Below are 14,840 nucleotides of genomic sequence, written 5' to 3'. Positions count from 1 at the left end.
ATATCATGGCTTGTCACAATGAAACGCCTGCCGCCCCTCCCCGCCCTGCACACCTTCCTGGTGACCGCGCAGCACTGCAACTTCACCCGTGCCGCGCAACAGCTGCATATCACCCAGGGCGCGGTCAGCCGACAGATCGCCGGCCTCGAGGAACATCTGGGCTATGCGTTGTTCCAGCGCCAGGCCCGTGGCCTGGCCCTGACCCGCGAAGGACAGGACTGGCTACCTCGGGTGCAGCAGGTCTTCGCCCTGATCGAGCAAGGCGTGCGCGAAGTCGGCGGGCGCAGTACGACGCTGCAGCTCAAGGCGCCGACCTGCGTGATGCGCTGGCTGCTGCCGCGGCTATTGGAATGGCAGGCGCTACGCCCGGATGTGCCGGTGGAATTGACCACCACGGTGCAGCATGGCGTGGATTTTCGCCGCGAGGGCTTCGATGCGGCCGTTGTGTATGGCGCGGTGCCGAACCATGGGCTGCAGGTACGCAAGCTGTTCGATGAACAACTGACACCAGTCTGCGCACCATCGCTATCTAGCGTCCCCTTGCAATTGCAGGACCTGGCGCGGCAGATGCTGCTGCACCCCTCTCGGGACGAGCACGACTGGCGGTTGTGGTTGCAAGCGGCCAATGCCGGCGTCGAACCCCAGGGACCGAAGCAGCACTTCGAGACACTGGACATGGCGATGGCCATGGCCTCCCAGGGGACCGGGATCGCCATCGGCGACTTTTCGCTGATTGGCGACGACCTGCGCGCCGGGCGTTTGTGCATGCCGTTCGAGCTGAAGGTGACGACCGGGAAGGGGTATTACCTGGTCAGCCCGTCGAAGAGCATGCCCACGGGGTTGGTCGAGTTGATGGAGTGGCTGCAGGCGCGTGCCCACACATGACATCAATCGCGGGGCCCCGACTTGCCCCGCGATGCAGACGACTTAGTAGCCGACCGTGAACCGTGCCCGCGAATGCGCCGGCTTCTCCAGCTCGTCGAGCATGGCGATGGCATAGTCGGCAAAGGTGATCCAGCTCTTGCCGTCGGCGCCGATCAGCAGGTGATCCTTGCCCAGGGTGTAGTGCCCGCTGCGCTGACCTTCGACGAACTCCGCCGACGGCGACAGGAAGGTCCAGTCCAGGGTCGGCTCCTGGCGCAGCGTATCGAGGAAGCGCACACCGGCATTGGCCTCGGCCTTGTAGGCTTCCGGGAAATCCGGGCTGTCGATCACCCGGTGCCCGGACGGCAGCAGCAGGCTACCGGCGCCGCCCACCACCAGCAGGCGCTTGACCCCGGCACGCTTGACCGGCTCGATGATCGCGCCAGGCTCGATGGTCGAGAAATGCGCCGCGCTCAACACCGCGTCACAGCCTGTCACGGCGGCCTGCACGGCGGCACTGTCCTTGGCATCCAGCGCCTTGACCGTCACGCCGTCACGACCTTGCAGCGCACTCGGATTGCGGGCGATGGCCACCACACTGTGACCCCGACGCAGGGCCTCTTCCAGCAACTGGCTGCCGGCGCGTCCGGTGGCGCCGATGATTGCGATCTTGCTCATGGGAAACACTCCAACAGGTTGAAAGGGGTTACCACTTCATCTCGCCCTTGGCGACCTTGGCACCCAATTCAAGGGAGCTCTCGTCACCTAGGTTCGGGTAGCGCTGCTTCATCGCCGCGATCAGCGCGGCGGCATTGGCAGCCTTGGCGGCCTCGGTATCGAAGTCACGAATGTAGCCGGCGGTGAAGCGCACCGTGTCCAGCGAACGGCTGCTGTCGCCCAGATAGTGCCCCGGGATCACCGTGCGCGGGGCGAGCTGTTCGATCTTCGCCAGGGTCTTCAGCCAGTCGGCGTGGGATTGCGCGGTCTGGGTGTCGGCCATCCACACATGGATGCCCTCGGAAACCACCACGCCACCGACCACTGCCTTGATCGAGGGAATCCACACGAAACTGCGGTCCGGCTGAGGACCGTCCAGGCCGACGACCTGCAGTGCCTGGCCTTCCAGTTCCAGGCGATCACCCTGCAGTACCTGGGGCACCACCAGACGTGCCGGCTTGTCCGCGCCCATCTGCGGGCCCCAGTAGGCCAGCTTGGCGTCCATGGTCTTGCGGATGTGCTCGACCGTGGCGGCCGAGGCGACCACGCGGGCCTTGGGGAACGCCTGGGTGATGGTGTCCAGGCCGAAGTAGTAGTCCGGGTCGCCATGGCTGACATAGATGGTGGTCAGTTGCTTGCCGCTGGCACGCAGGCGCTCGACCACCTGCTCGGCCTGGGCCTTGCCGAACTGGGCGTCGACCAGGATGGCGTCGTGGGCGCCGCTGACGATCACCGAGCTGACCGGGAAGATCGCCGCGTGACCGGGGTTGTAGGCTTCCAGCTTGAGCGGTTCGGCAGCCATGGCCTGGCCGCCGAGGGTAAGGCAGGCTAGCAGCAGGCCGCGAAGGGGCGTGAAGAGAGACATTGCAAGATCCTGTGAGTGGGACGATGGGTGCAAGCTTAGTTGCCCGATCCAATACAAAAAATGCGATGCTTCGACATAGTTTGTTTCTGAAATCGGACAGATCATGGATCGGCTCAACGCCATGCGCGTATTCGTCACCGTCGTCGACCTGGGCAGCCAGTCGGCCGCCGCGGACCACCTGGAACTCTCCAGGCCCGTGGTATCCCGCTACCTGGCGGAGCTGGAGGACTGGGTCGGGGCACGCCTGATGCAACGCACCACCCGCAAGCTCAGCCTGACGGCGGCAGGCCTCGAGACCTTGCCACGTTGTCGGCAGATGCTGGAGCTGGCCGGCGACCTGCAAAGCGCCGTGCGTCAGCCGGACGACGCGCCCCGTGGCGAGCTGCGCATCAGCGTCAGCACCTCGTTCGGCCAAGCCCAGCTGGTGGATGCGCTGGCGGCCTACGTCAAACGCTACCCCGGGGTGAAGGTTGAGTTGCAGATGCTCGACCGCACCGTCAACCTGGTGGACGAGCGCATCGACCTGGCGATCCGCACCAGCAACGATGTCGACCCCAACCTCATCGCCCGGCGCCTGAGCGTGTGCCGCTCGGTGGTCTGCGCCAGCCCCGCCTACCTGCGCGAGCACGGTACGCCGGACCGGGTCGAGGCATTGAGCCAGCATAACTGCCTGACCCACGCCTACTTCGGTCACAGCCTGTGGCATTTCGAGGTGGGCGGGCAGAGCGTCGCCGTGCCGGTGCAGGGCAACATCAGCGCCAACGAGGCCATGACCCTGCAGAAAGCCGCCCTGGCCCATGCCGGCATCGCCATGCTGCCCACCTACCAGGCAGCAGCCGCACTGCGCAGTGGCGAGCTGGTGCGATTGCTGCCGCAAGCCAAGCCGCGGGAACTTACCCTGAATGCGGTGTACACCTCGCGCAAGCACATGCCGGCGACATTGCGCAGCATGCTGGACTTTCTCGCGCAGCGGTTTGGCGACGAACCGGAGTGGGACAAGGGGTTGAGCTGAGTCAAGACGGTGCAGATACGCGCATTGGGCCTATGCTTGAAGGTATCACCTGTTGCACCAACAGGAGGTCCGCACCATGAGTATCAAATCCAGGCGTTGCGCCCTCGTCTTCGCCCTGCTCGCGGTAGCCGGGCTCTATGGCTCGGCCTGCTGGCGGGTGGAGCTGCTGCGCAGCCAGCCCAACACGGCCAACAGTTGCGTCCATGAGCATTGCGTTCCCCACAGCGCCACGCTGAGCGCCGTCAGGTAGGTCGGATCACTCCTCGACGCTCATGTACTCTTTCGCCCAGCGAATGTAGTCCTCGGGCTGGGTGTAGGTGTGCGAAAGCTCGGTGGCGCCGAGGCTGTCCGACTTGTGCTGCAGGCCACGCTGCTGGCGCAGGCAGTCGTAGGTGGCCTTGATCGCGGCGAAGTAGGCGGCATGGCCGTCAACCACGATACGCACGCCCAGGCGCGCCAGGCGCTCGTCGTCGCGCAGGTTCGGGTTGGCGTAGGTCACCAGCATCAACGGCACGCTCAGGTGCTCGGCAATCTGTTCAAGCTGCTCGAAGTCCTTGACTCCCACCATGCAGATACCATCGGCGCCCGCCTTCTGGTAGCTCTGGGTGCGCACGATGATTTCCTCGGTGGTCAGCACGCCGGCATTGGTGCGCGCAATGATCGCCAGGGCCGAATCGACCCGCGCCTCCAGTGCCGCGCGGATCTTGCCCACGCCCTCCTCCACCGAGATCAGGTCGGTGGACTTGCGACCGAACTGGGCCGGCAGCAAGGTATCCTCGATGGTCAGCGCGGCAACGCCAGCGCGTTCCAGTTCGATCACCGTGCGCATCACGTTGAGCGCATTGCCGTAGCCGTGGTCGGCATCGGCAAGCACCGGCAACTGGGCGACACGGCCGATACGGGTAGCCTGCTCGACAAACTCGCTCAGGGTGATCAGGGCGAAGTCCGGCGCGGCCAGGACCTGCAGCGAGGCGACCGAACCACCCAGAATGCCGACTTCAAAACCAAGGTCGGCGGCAATACGGGCTGACATCGGGTCGAAGACCGACGCGGTGTGATAGCACGAACCTGAAGCAAGCAGTTCGCGGAAGGCAAAACGCAGATCGTGGTGGGAAGCCTTGGGCATGATCACTCCGCTTGTAATGAGAAATGGTGAACGGCTGACAACCGACCCCTGTATCGGGTCTACCTGACTGTTCCAACCGTCGCCATCAGGGCGGTCATGCTCGACATGCAGGCAGAGGAATAGAAGGTGTGGACATACAGCGACGCGAAACCTGTGGAAAATAGTTGCACCAAGCTGGTGCAGGCCACGGATTTCAGCCTCTGCGGCCCTGCCACGATATCACGCGGCCATGCAGCGCTGGATGAATGCGCCAATGCCGATCTTGCATAGGGGATGCACGGAGTACATAGGTAGCTATGTAACTCAGGGTACAATGCCCCACCACGAATGAGCCCATCACGGAGCAAGCCCGCTCCCTCGATGCCTCGCGATAGCGCCAGCTCTGACCACAAGGTATCCACCGTGACCGCCGCCCTGCCCCCCACCGTTCTGCGCAGCGTTCTTACCGCCCTGATGCTGGCGATCTTCCTCGGTGCCCTCGACCAGACCATCGTCGCCGTGTCGCTGCCGGCGATCTCCGCCCAGTTCGACGATGTCGGCCTGCTGGCCTGGGTCATCTCTGGCTACATGGTCGCCATGACCATCGCCGTGCCGATCTACGGCAAGCTTGGTGACCTTTATGGGCGGCGGCGCATGATCCTCACCGGCACCGCCCTGTTCACCCTGGCCTCGGTGGCCTGCGGCCTGGCCCAGGACATGCCGCAGCTGGTGCTGGCGCGGGTGCTCCAGGGTATCGGTGCGGGTGGCATGGTGTCGGTCAGCCAGGCAATCATCGGCGACTTCGTGCCACCTCGTGAACGCGGCCGCTACCAGGGCTATTTCAGCAGCATGTATGCCCTGGCCAGCGTCGCCGGGCCGGTGCTGGGCGGCTGGCTGACCGAGTACCTGTCCTGGCGCTGGGTGTTCTGGATCAACCTGCCGCTGGGGCTGATCGCGCTGTGGGTGATCCACCGGGCGCTGGACGGGTTGCCGGTCAAGCATCGCCAGGCACAGGTCGACTACCTCGGCGCGGCGCTGATGATCCTCGGCCTGGGTAGCCTGCTGCTGGGCATCACCCTGGTCGGCCAGGGGCATGCCTGGCGGTCGTCCGAGGTCCTGGCGTTGCTGGCCTGCGCACTGCTGGGGCTGGCGGCGTTCATAGTCCACGAGCGGCGCTGTCGCGAGCCACTGTTGCCTCTGGGCCTGTTCGCCAACCGAGTCGCGGTGCTGTGCTGGTGGGTGATCTTCTTCGCCAGTTTCCAGTCCATTTCGCTGACCATGCTGATGCCCCTGCGCTACCAGGGCATCACCGGTGCCGGCGCCGACAGCGCGGCGCTGCACTTGCTGCCGCTGGCCATGGGGCTGCCAATCGGCGCCTTTACCGGTGGACGCATGACCAGCCGCACCGGGCGCTTCAAGCCACAGATCCTCACAGGCGCGCTGTTGATGCCAATGGCCATCGCAGCCATGGCACTGACGCCGCCGCAAGCCTGGTTACAGAGCGCACTGTTCATGCTGCTGACAGGCATTGCCTGCGGCCTGCAATTTCCCACCTCGCTGGTGGGCACGCAAAGCGCGGTGGACAGCAAGGACATCGGCGTGGCGACCAGCACCACCAACCTGTTCCGCTCGCTGGGCGGGGCGATGGGGGTGGCGTGCATGTCCAGCCTGTTGCTGGCGTGGTTGCACCAGGGTGGCTTCGAAGTGCTGGGCAACCCGCTGCTGGGCAGCCTCAAGGCGGGCGAGGCGGATCCGCACACCCAGGCGCGTTTGCTGGAAACCTTCCGCGACCTGTTGCTGGTCAGTGCCGGGGCTTCGCTGATCGGCCTGTTGGCGGCGCTGGCCTTGCCGGACAGACAGTTGCGCGGGCGCTGAAAGGCGTGGGAGCGGGCTTGCCCCGCGATAGCGTCCGTCCAGGCGACATCACGGCCTGAAGGTTGTCATTGCCGGGCAAGACCGCTTCCAGGTTATTAATCCTGCGTTAACCGAAAAGGGATAACACTTCCTCACAATCGTTAACAAAGTGTCATTTGCGCAAGCCAGGGCTCAAGCGCAGCATATCCAGCCCGGTGTCGACCCATTTCTCGACATCGCCCAACAGGTCGAAGCTTTCCGGCAGCAGCAGCCAGCGGCCGATCAGGCCATCCACATAGGCAAACATGGCCACCGCAGCCCGGTCGATCTCGAGCTCTGCAGGCAACTGGCCACGACGTACTGCATTGCCCAAGGCCAGGGCAATGCTTTGATGGCAGTCCAGCACCGCGCCCTGACGCTGCTGGCGAATCTCACACATGTCGTCGGTGAACTCGCACTTGTGATGCAGGATTTCGTTGATACGCCGGGTTCGGGCATCGAGCACCAACTCGTTGAACACTTGCAGCAACAGCTTGCGCATGCAGCCGAGTGGATCGAGCTCATCCTCGCTTTCACTGGCGCGGGCCAGGTGGTCATGGGTTTCGTGCAGGCTGTCGAGCAGCGCCTGCACCAACTCGGCCTTGTTGCTGAAGTGCCAGTAGATCGCCCCGCGAGTGACGCCGGCGAGCTCAGCGATGTCGGCCAGGGTGGTACGCGCTACCCCGCGCTTGTAGAAGGCCTTCTCCGCCGCCTCAATGATCTGGGCGCGGGTTTCCTGGGCTTCTTCTTTGGTTCGACGGACCATGGCAGTACAACCTCATCAGGCCCCGCGCGCTCGATCTGGCGAGCGGGAATCAGGCCGGGGCAGGCTCTTTCAGGGCCGCTCCCGGGTGGATTTGGGCGATCGACGGTGGTCACCCACGACGCACCGGCACTATTTACAAACAACCATGAATGTAAGTATATTCCTTAGCAAGCTATTTATCCACCGGATAGCGTTTTTCTGACAAAGCACTTCCACTATATTCTTGAGCTCCCCTGCTCCTGCGACCCGAGGATCCTCATGCAATTCAAGCCAGCCGTAACCGCCCTGGTTTCCGCCGTGGCCCTGGCAACCCTGCTCAGTGGCTGTAAGAAAGAGGAAGCAGCGCCTGCGCCGCAGGCTCCTCAGGTCGGCGTCGTGACCGTACAACCGCAAGCCTTCACCCTGACCTCGGAACTGCCGGGGCGCACCAGCGCCTACCGTGTGGCGGAGGTCCGCCCACAGGTGAACGGCATCATTCTCAAGCGCTTGTTCAAGGAAGGCAGCGACGTCAAGGAAGGGCAACAGCTCTACCAGATCGACCCAGCCGTCTACGAGGCGAACCTGGCCAACGCCCAGGCCAACCTGCAGGCTACCCGCTCGCTGGCCGAGCGTTACAAGCAACTGATCGACGAGCAGGCCGTCTCCAAGCAGGAATACGATGACGCCAATGCCAAACGATTGCAGGCCGAGGCATCGCTCAAGAGCGCCCAGATCGACCTGCGCTACACCAAGGTGCTGGCCCCGATCAGTGGCCGCGTCGGCCGCTCTTCGGTCACCGAAGGTGCCCTGGTGAACAACGGCCAGACCAACGCCATGGCCACCATCCAGCAGCTCGACCCGATCTACGTCGACGTCACCCAGTCCACCGCCGAGCTGCTCAAGCTGCGCCGTGACCTGGAAAGCGGCCAGTTGCAGAAGGCCGGCGACAATGCCGCCCAGGTTCAGCTGGTGCTGGAAGACGGCAGCCTGTTCAAGCAGCAGGGCCGCCTGGAGTTCTCCGAAGTCGCGGTCGACGAGACCACCGGTTCCGTCACTCTGCGCGCGATCTTCCCCAACCCCGACCACACCCTGCTGCCCGGCATGTTCGTGCATGCGCGGCTCAAGGCCGGCGTCAACGCCAACGCCATCCTGGCCCCGCAACAGGGCGTGACCCGTGACCTCAAGGGTGCGCCGACCGCGCTGGTGGTCAACCAGGAGAACAAGGTCGAACTGCGCCAGCTCAAGGCCAGCCGCACCCTGGGCAGTGACTGGCTGATCGAGGAAGGCCTGAACCCGGGCGACCGTCTGATCACCGAAGGGCTGCAGTTCGTGCGACCAGGCGTCGAGGTCAAGGTCAGCGAAGCCACCAACGTCAAGAAGCCGGCCAGCGCTGCTCAGGCCAACACGGCCAAAGCTGACGCCAAAGCGGAGTAAACCATGTCGAAGTTCTTTATCGATCGCCCGATCTTCGCCTGGGTGATCGCCCTGGTGATCATGCTGGTCGGCGCCCTGTCGATCCTGAAGCTGCCGATCAACCAGTACCCGAGCATCGCCCCGCCGGCCATCGCCATCTCCGTGACCTACCCGGGCGCCTCGGCGCAGACCGTGCAGGACACCGTGGTGCAGGTGATCGAGCAGCAGCTCAACGGGATCGACAACCTGCGTTATGTGTCGTCGGAAAGTAACTCCGACGGCAGCATGACCATCACCGCCACCTTCGAGCAGGGCACCAACTCGGACACCGCGCAGGTCCAGGTACAGAACAAGCTGAACCTGGCCACCCCGCTGTTGCCGCAGGAAGTGCAGCAGCAAGGTATCCGCGTCACCAAGGCAGTGAAGAACTTCCTGCTGGTGATCGGCCTGGTGTCCGAAGACGGCAGTATGACCAAGGACGACCTGGCCAACTACATCGTCTCCAACATGCAGGACCCGATCTCGCGGACCGCAGGCGTGGGCGACTTCCAAGTGTTCGGTGCGCAGTACGCCATGCGTATCTGGCTGGATCCGGCCAAGCTGAACAAGTTCCAGCTGACCCCGGTCGACGTGCGCACCGCGGTCGCCGCGCAGAACGTGCAGGTATCCTCCGGCCAGCTCGGCGGCCTGCCGGCGCTGCCAGGTACCCAGCTCAACGCCACCATCATCGGCAAGACCCGTCTGCAGACCGCCGAGCAGTTCGAGAAGATCCTGCTCAAGGTCAATGCCGACGGTTCCCAGGTGCGCCTGGGCGACGTGGCCCAGGTTGGCCTGGGCGGCGAAAACTACGCCATCAGCGCCCAGTACAACGGCAAGCCGGCCTCGGGCCTGGCGGTCAAGCTGGCCACCGGCGCCAACGCCCTGGATACCGCCAAGGCGCTGCGCACGACCATCAGCGGCCTCGAGCCGTTCTTCCCACCGGGGGTGAAGGCGGTGTTCCCGTATGACACCACCCCGGTGGTCACCGAATCGATCAGCGGGGTAATCCACACCCTGATCGAAGCGGTGGTCCTGGTGTTCCTGGTGATGTACCTGTTCCTGCAGAACTTCCGCGCCACCATCATCACCACCATGACCGTACCGGTGGTATTGCTGGGTACCTTCGGCATCCTCGCCGCCGCCGGCTTCAGCATCAACACCCTGACCATGTTCGCCATGGTCCTGGCCATCGGCCTGCTGGTGGACGATGCCATCGTCGTGGTGGAGAACGTCGAGCGGGTGATGTCCGAGGAAGGACTGCCGCCCAAGGAGGCGACCAAGCGCTCCATGGAGCAGATCCAGGGCGCCCTGGTGGGTATCGCCCTGGTATTGTCGGCGGTACTGCTGCCGATGGCCTTCTTCGGCGGTTCCACCGGTGTGATCTATCGTCAGTTCTCCATCACCATCGTCTCGGCCATGGGCCTGTCGGTGCTGGTCGCGCTGATCTTCACCCCGGCCTTGTGCGCCACCATGCTCAAGCCATTGAAGAAGGGCGAGCACCATGTGGCCAAGCGCGGCTTCTTCGGCTGGTTCAACCGCAATTTCGACCGCAGCGTCGTCGGCTATGAGCGGAGCGTCGGCACCATCCTGCGCAACAAGATCCCGTTCCTGCTGGCCTACGCGCTGATCGTGGTCGGCATGATCTGGCTGTTCGCGCGCATCCCGACCGCATTCCTGCCAGAGGAAGACCAGGGCGTGCTGTTCGCCCAGGTACAGACCCCGGCCGGCTCCAGTGCCGAGCGCACCCAGGTGGTGGTCGACCAGATGCGCGAGTACCTGCTCGACAAGGAAGCCGATACCGTGGCATCCGTGTTCACCGTCAACGGCTTCAACTTCGCCGGCCGCGGCCAGAGCTCGGGCATGGCATTCATCATGCTCAAGCCTTGGGGCGAGCGTTCGAAGGAGAACAGCGTGTTCGCTCTCGCCCAGCGCGCGCAGATGCACTTCTTCAGCTTCCGCGACGCGATGGTGTTCGCCTTCGCCCCGCCAGCGGTGCTTGAACTGGGTAACGCCACCGGCTTCGACGTGTTCCTCCAGGACCGCGCCGGCGTCGGCCATGCAAAACTGATGGAAGCGCGCAACCAGTTCCTGGCCAAGGCCGCGCAGAGCAAGATCCTCAGCGCCGTGCGTCCGAACGGCCTGAACGACGAGCCGCAGTACCAGCTGACCATCGACGACGAACGCGCCAGTGCCCTGGGCGTGACCATCGCCGACATCAACAACACCTTGTCGATCGCCCTGGGCGGTAGCTACGTCAACGACTTCATCGACCGTGGCCGGGTCAAGAAGGTCTACATCCAGGGTGCGCCAAACGCCCGGATGAGCCCGGAAGACCTGCAGAAGTGGTACGTGCGCAACGGCAAGGGCGAGATGGTGCCGTTCTCCTCCTTCGCCAAGGGCGAATGGAGCTATGGCTCGCCGAAGCTGTCGCGCTACAACGGCGTGGAAGCGGTCGAGATCCTCGGTACCCCGGCGCCGGGCTACAGTACCGGTGAGGCCATGGCCGAAGTCGAGCGCATCGCCGGCGAACTGCCAACCGGCATCGGCTTCTCCTGGACCGGCATGTCCTACGAGGAAAAACTCTCCGGCTCGCAGATGCCGGCGCTGTTCGCCCTCTCGGTGCTGTTCGTGTTCCTCTGCCTGGCGGCGCTGTACGAAAGCTGGTCGATCCCGATCGCGGTCGTGCTGGTGGTGCCACTGGGTATCATCGGTGCCCTGCTCGCCACCAGCCTGCGCGGCTTGTCCAACGACGTGTACTTCCTGGTCGGCCTGCTGACCACCATCGGCCTGGCGGCGAAGAACGCCATCCTGATCGTCGAGTTCGCCAAAGAGCTGCACGAACAGGGCAAAAGCCTGTACGACGCAGCCATCGAGGCCTGCCGCATGCGTCTGCGCCCGATCATCATGACCTCGCTGGCGTTCATCCTCGGCGTGGTACCGTTGACCATCGCCAGCGGCGCTGGTGCCGGTAGCCAGCACGCCATCGGCACCGGTGTGATCGGCGGCATGATCAGCGCCACCGTGCTGGCCATCTTCTGGGTACCGCTATTCTTCGTCGCAGTGTCGTCGCTGTTCGGCAGCAAAGAGCCGAAAGAACACGCCACCCCTGAAACTCCACGTTATGAGGCTGGGCAATGACCAAGTCTTTGTTGTCCCTGGCGGTAACCGCCTTCATCCTCGGCGGTTGCTCGCTGATCCCCGACTACCAGACGCCCGAGGCGCCGGTGGCCGCGCAGTGGCCGCAAGGCCCTGCGTACTCGCCGACCCAATCGGCCGACGTCGCCGCGGCCGAACAGGGCTGGCGCCAGTTCTTCCACGACCCGGCACTGCAGCAACTGATCCAGACGTCGCTGGAAAACAACCGCGACCTGCGGGTCGCGGCGCTGAACATCGACGCCTACCGCGCGCAGTACCGCATCCAGCGCGCCGACTTGCTGCCGGCGGTTTCCGCCAATGGCAGCGGCAGCCGCCAGCGGATGCCGGCGAACATGTCGCAGACCGGCGAATCCACCATCAGCAGCCAGTACTCGGCCACCCTGGGTGTCAGCGCCTATGAGCTGGACCTGTTCGGCCGGGTGCGCAGCCTGACCCAGCAGGCCTTGGAAACCTACCTATCCAGCGAACAGGCGCGCCGCTCCACGCAGATCAGCCTGGTGGCCAGCGTGGCCAACGCCTACTACACCTGGCAGGCCGACCAGGCGCTGCTGAAGCTGACCGAGGAAACGCTCAAGACGTACGAAGAGAGCTACAACCTCACCCGCCGCAGCAATGAGGTGGGTGTCGCCTCGGCCCTGGACCTGAGCCAGGCGCGCACTGCCGTCGAAGGCGCTCGCGTCAAGCTGTCGCAGTACCAGCGCCTGGTCGCCCAGGACCTGAACAGCCTCACCGTGCTGGTAGGTACCGGCGTGCCGGCCAACCTGCCCAAGCCGCTGGAGCTCAATGCCGACCAGCTGGCCGAAGTGCCGGCCGGCCTGCCGTCCGACATCCTGCAGCGCCGCCCCGACATCCAGGAGGCCGAGCACCTGCTCAAGGCCGCCAACGCCAATATCGGCGCGGCGCGGGCAGCGTTCTTCCCGAGCATCAGCCTGACCGCCAACGCCGGCACCCTGAGCCCGGACATGGGCGGGCTGTTCAAGGGCGGTTCGGGCACCTGGCTGTTCCAGCCGCAGATCAACCTGCCGATCTTCAATGCCGGCAGCCTACGGGCCAGCCTGGACTACTCGAAGATCCAGAAGGACATCAACGTCGCCAAGTACGAAAAGACCATCCAGACCGCCTTCCAGGAAGTCGCCGATGGCCTGGCCGCACGCAAGACGTTCGAAGAGCAGCTGCAGGCCCAGCGTGACCTGGTGGCCGCCAACCAGGACTACTACCGCCTGGCTGAGCGCCGCTACCGCATCGGTATCGACAGCAACCTGACCTTCCTCGATGCCCAGCGCAACCTGTTCAGCGCCCAGCAGTCGCTGATCGGTGATCGCCTGTCGCAGCTGGTCAGCGAGGTCAACCTGTACAAGGCCCTCGGCGGCGGCTGGTACGAGCAGACCCAGCAGCAAGCCTCGATCCAGACGCCGAAAGGCTGACTGGACCGGTAACGGCACCAAGCCCACCCTCGCGGTGGGCTTTTTGTTGCGCGGTCACATTGCGTTCGATAACCGCCCCGTTCCGCTTGCAACGAATTGCCTAGCCCCCACCCTCCCCCGCACCATCGCCTGCGCAACGTTGCACAAGCTCTCTCTAAAAGACGCCCCCTGCGGCCCACACCCGCAGCGGCCCGGCTCGCCCAATAAAAACAAGAGATCCACGACAGATGAGCACTTTGCAACCCGCACGCCAGCTGCTGCCCGGCCTGTTGGCCCTGTCCTGCGCCCTGCCCGGCGTGGCCGCCGAAGGTGGCTTCCTGGAAGACGCCAAGGCCAGCCTCAACCTGCGCAACTTCTACATCAACCGCAACTTCGTCGACCCGGCCAACCCCCAGGGCAAGGCCGAGGAATGGACCCAGAGCTTCATTCTCGACGCCCGCTCCGGCTTCACCCAGGGCACCGTCGGTTTCGGCATCGATGTGCTGGGGCTGTACTCGGTCAAGCTCGATGGCGGCAAGGGCACGGCCGGCACCCACCTGCTGCCGGTGCATGACGATGGTCGCCCGGCGGATGATTTCGGCCGCCTGGGGGTAGCGTTCAAGGCGCGCCTGTCGCAGACCGAACTCAAAGTTGGCGAGTGGATGCCGGTGCTGCCGATCCTGCGTTCGGACGATGGCCGCTCGCTGCCGCAGACGTTCCGCGGCGGTCAGCTCACCTCGAAGGAGATCGACGGCCTGACCCTGTACGCCGGCCAGTTCCGCGGCAACAGCCCGCGCAACGATGCGAGCATGGAAGACATGTTCATGCAGGGGCGCGCCGGTATCACCTCCGACCGCTTCAACTTCGCCGGCGGCGAATACAGCTTCAACGACAAACGCACGATGGTCGGCCTGTGGGATGCCCGGCTAAAAGACATTTATCGCCAGCAGTATCTGAACCTGGTGCACAGCCAGCCGTTGGGCGACTGGACCTTGGGCGCCAATCTGGGCTACTTCCTCGGCAAGGAGGATGGCAGCGCCCGCGCCGGCGACCTGGACAACCGCACCGTCTCGGCCATGCTCTCGGCGCGATATCAAGGCCACACCTTCTATATCGGCCTGCAGAAGATCAGTGGCGATGACGCCTGGATGCGCGTCAACGGCACCAGTGGCGGCACGCTGGCCAACGACAGTTACAACGCCAGCTTCGACAATGCCAAGGAGCGCTCCTGGCAACTGCGTCACGACTTCAATTTCGTCACCGTCGGCATCCCCGGCCTGACCTTGATGAACCGCTACATCAAAGGCGACAACGTGCATGCCGGAGGGGTGGACGATGGCAAGGAGTGGGCCCGGGAGACCGAGCTGGCCTACGTGGTGCAGGCCGGGACCTTCAAGGACCTGTCGGTGAAGTGGCGCAATTCGACCATGCGCAGGGATTTCAGCAGCAACGCGTTCGATGAGAACCGCCTGATTGTCAGCTATCCGTTCAATCTCCTTTGAGGCCATCGCGGGGCAAGCCCGCTCACGCCTGCACAATGCAGGAGCGGCGTGGGCTTGCCCGCGATGGGACCTGCCGTCCGGCAAATAACCAGAAGACATATCCAAATCAAATAACATTCTTTGACG

The 14,840-nt window shown here is 64.3% G+C and carries 12 protein-coding genes; 8 read left to right on the top strand and 4 right to left on the bottom strand.

Features of this window, described 5'->3' with window-relative positions; genetic code table 11:
• The first annotated feature begins 18 nt into the window (after positions 1-18).
• Positions 19-885, top strand: a complete 867-nt coding sequence (locus DFS21_RS01935; protein WP_110697657.1) for a LysR substrate-binding domain-containing protein — start codon at positions 19-21, stop codon at positions 883-885.
• A 42-nt stretch (positions 886-927) separates the two neighbouring features.
• Here DFS21_RS01935 and DFS21_RS01930 read toward each other — a convergent pair whose 3' ends face one another.
• Positions 928-1,542 carry an NAD(P)-dependent oxidoreductase gene (locus tag DFS21_RS01930; RefSeq protein ID WP_110697655.1) on the bottom strand — a complete coding sequence of 205 codons (615 nt, stop codon included), beginning with the start codon at positions 1,540-1,542 and terminating at the stop codon, positions 928-930.
• Between the two features lie 28 nt (positions 1,543-1,570).
• Positions 1,571-2,446, bottom strand: a complete 876-nt coding sequence (locus DFS21_RS01925; protein WP_110697654.1) for an MBL fold metallo-hydrolase — start codon at positions 2,444-2,446, stop codon at positions 1,571-1,573.
• Positions 2,447-2,549: 103 nt separating this feature from the next.
• Between DFS21_RS01925 and DFS21_RS01920 the strand changes: the two genes are divergently transcribed.
• Together DFS21_RS01920 and DFS21_RS26705 are read left to right on the top strand one after the other, a co-directional pair.
• Complete coding sequence (locus DFS21_RS01920; protein ID WP_102682765.1) at positions 2,550-3,458, top strand: LysR family transcriptional regulator; 909 nt, start codon at positions 2,550-2,552, stop codon at positions 3,456-3,458.
• A 76-nt stretch (positions 3,459-3,534) separates the two neighbouring features.
• Positions 3,535-3,708, top strand: a complete 174-nt coding sequence (locus tag DFS21_RS26705; RefSeq protein WP_173862428.1) for a hypothetical protein — start codon at positions 3,535-3,537, stop codon at positions 3,706-3,708.
• Between the two features lie 6 nt (positions 3,709-3,714).
• Here DFS21_RS26705 and DFS21_RS01915 read toward each other — a convergent pair whose 3' ends face one another.
• Positions 3,715-4,584, bottom strand: a complete 870-nt coding sequence (locus tag DFS21_RS01915; protein WP_023630223.1) for an oxaloacetate decarboxylase — start codon at positions 4,582-4,584, stop codon at positions 3,715-3,717.
• 402 nt (positions 4,585-4,986) lie between these two features.
• Between DFS21_RS01915 and DFS21_RS01910 the strand changes: the two genes are divergently transcribed.
• Complete coding sequence (locus DFS21_RS01910) at positions 4,987-6,438, top strand: MDR family MFS transporter (protein ID WP_111531880.1); 1,452 nt, start codon at positions 4,987-4,989, stop codon at positions 6,436-6,438.
• Between the two features lie 151 nt (positions 6,439-6,589).
• Here the strand turns inward: DFS21_RS01910 and ttgR are convergent, their stop codons facing one another.
• The gene (ttgR, locus tag DFS21_RS01905; RefSeq protein ID WP_023630222.1) at positions 6,590-7,222 is read right to left on the bottom strand and encodes an efflux transport transcriptional regulator TtgR; all 633 of its coding nucleotides are present in this window, start codon (positions 7,220-7,222) and stop codon (positions 6,590-6,592) included.
• A 258-nt stretch (positions 7,223-7,480) separates the two neighbouring features.
• Here ttgR and ttgA point away from each other — a divergent pair, with 258 nt between their 5' ends.
• The 4 genes from ttgA to DFS21_RS01885 all read left to right on the top strand — a co-directional run bounded on the left by ttgA (position 7,481) and on the right by DFS21_RS01885 (position 14,714).
• Positions 7,481-8,635 carry a toluene efflux RND transporter periplasmic adaptor subunit TtgA gene (gene ttgA / locus DFS21_RS01900; RefSeq protein WP_102682766.1) on the top strand — a complete coding sequence of 385 codons (1,155 nt, stop codon included), beginning with the start codon at positions 7,481-7,483 and terminating at the stop codon, positions 8,633-8,635.
• Positions 8,636-8,638: 3 nt separating this feature from the next.
• Positions 8,639-11,791, top strand: a complete 3,153-nt coding sequence (ttgB, locus tag DFS21_RS01895; RefSeq protein WP_102682767.1) for a multidrug efflux RND transporter permease subunit TtgB — start codon at positions 8,639-8,641, stop codon at positions 11,789-11,791.
• Positions 11,788-13,233, top strand: a complete 1,446-nt coding sequence (locus DFS21_RS01890; protein WP_046856915.1) for an AdeC/AdeK/OprM family multidrug efflux complex outer membrane factor — start codon at positions 11,788-11,790, stop codon at positions 13,231-13,233. The genes ttgB and DFS21_RS01890 overlap by 4 nt, the downstream gene beginning before the upstream one ends.
• A gap of 227 nt (positions 13,234-13,460) precedes the next feature.
• Positions 13,461-14,714: an OprD family porin gene (locus tag DFS21_RS01885; RefSeq protein WP_110697650.1), complete on the top strand. Its 1,254-nt coding sequence runs from the start codon at positions 13,461-13,463 to the stop codon at positions 14,712-14,714.
• Positions 14,715-14,840 lie beyond the last annotated feature (126 nt).

Origin of the sequence: Pseudomonas sp. 2848, assembly GCF_003253945.1 — a bacterium.
Classification (GTDB): Bacteria; Pseudomonadota; Gammaproteobacteria; order Pseudomonadales; family Pseudomonadaceae; genus Aquipseudomonas.
The sequence above is the reverse complement of the archived record's forward strand: the minus strand, read 5'-3'. Positions and strand labels throughout refer to the sequence as shown.

Bases quoted from the DNA above. Each gene is read 5' to 3' on its own strand.
- DFS21_RS01935 (WP_110697657.1), top strand. From the start codon at position 19: ATGAAACGCCTGCCGCCCCTCCCCGCCCTGCACACCTTCCTGGTGACC.
- DFS21_RS01915 (WP_023630223.1), bottom strand. From the start codon at position 4,584: ATGCCCAAGGCTTCCCACCACGATCTGCGTTTTGCCTTCCGCGAACTG.
- ttgB (WP_102682767.1), top strand. From the start codon at position 8,639: ATGTCGAAGTTCTTTATCGATCGCCCGATCTTCGCCTGGGTGATCGCC.
- DFS21_RS01920 (WP_102682765.1), top strand. From the start codon at position 2,550: ATGGATCGGCTCAACGCCATGCGCGTATTCGTCACCGTCGTCGACCTG.
- DFS21_RS01930 (WP_110697655.1), bottom strand. From the start codon at position 1,542: ATGAGCAAGATCGCAATCATCGGCGCCACCGGACGCGCCGGCAGCCAG.
- ttgA (WP_102682766.1), top strand. From the start codon at position 7,481: ATGCAATTCAAGCCAGCCGTAACCGCCCTGGTTTCCGCCGTGGCCCTG.
- DFS21_RS01885 (WP_110697650.1), top strand. From the start codon at position 13,461: ATGAGCACTTTGCAACCCGCACGCCAGCTGCTGCCCGGCCTGTTGGCC.
- ttgR (WP_023630222.1), bottom strand. From the start codon at position 7,222: ATGGTCCGTCGAACCAAAGAAGAAGCCCAGGAAACCCGCGCCCAGATC.
- DFS21_RS01925 (WP_110697654.1), bottom strand. From the start codon at position 2,446: ATGTCTCTCTTCACGCCCCTTCGCGGCCTGCTGCTAGCCTGCCTTACC.
- DFS21_RS26705 (WP_173862428.1), top strand. From the start codon at position 3,535: ATGAGTATCAAATCCAGGCGTTGCGCCCTCGTCTTCGCCCTGCTCGCG.
- DFS21_RS01890 (WP_046856915.1), top strand. From the start codon at position 11,788: ATGACCAAGTCTTTGTTGTCCCTGGCGGTAACCGCCTTCATCCTCGGC.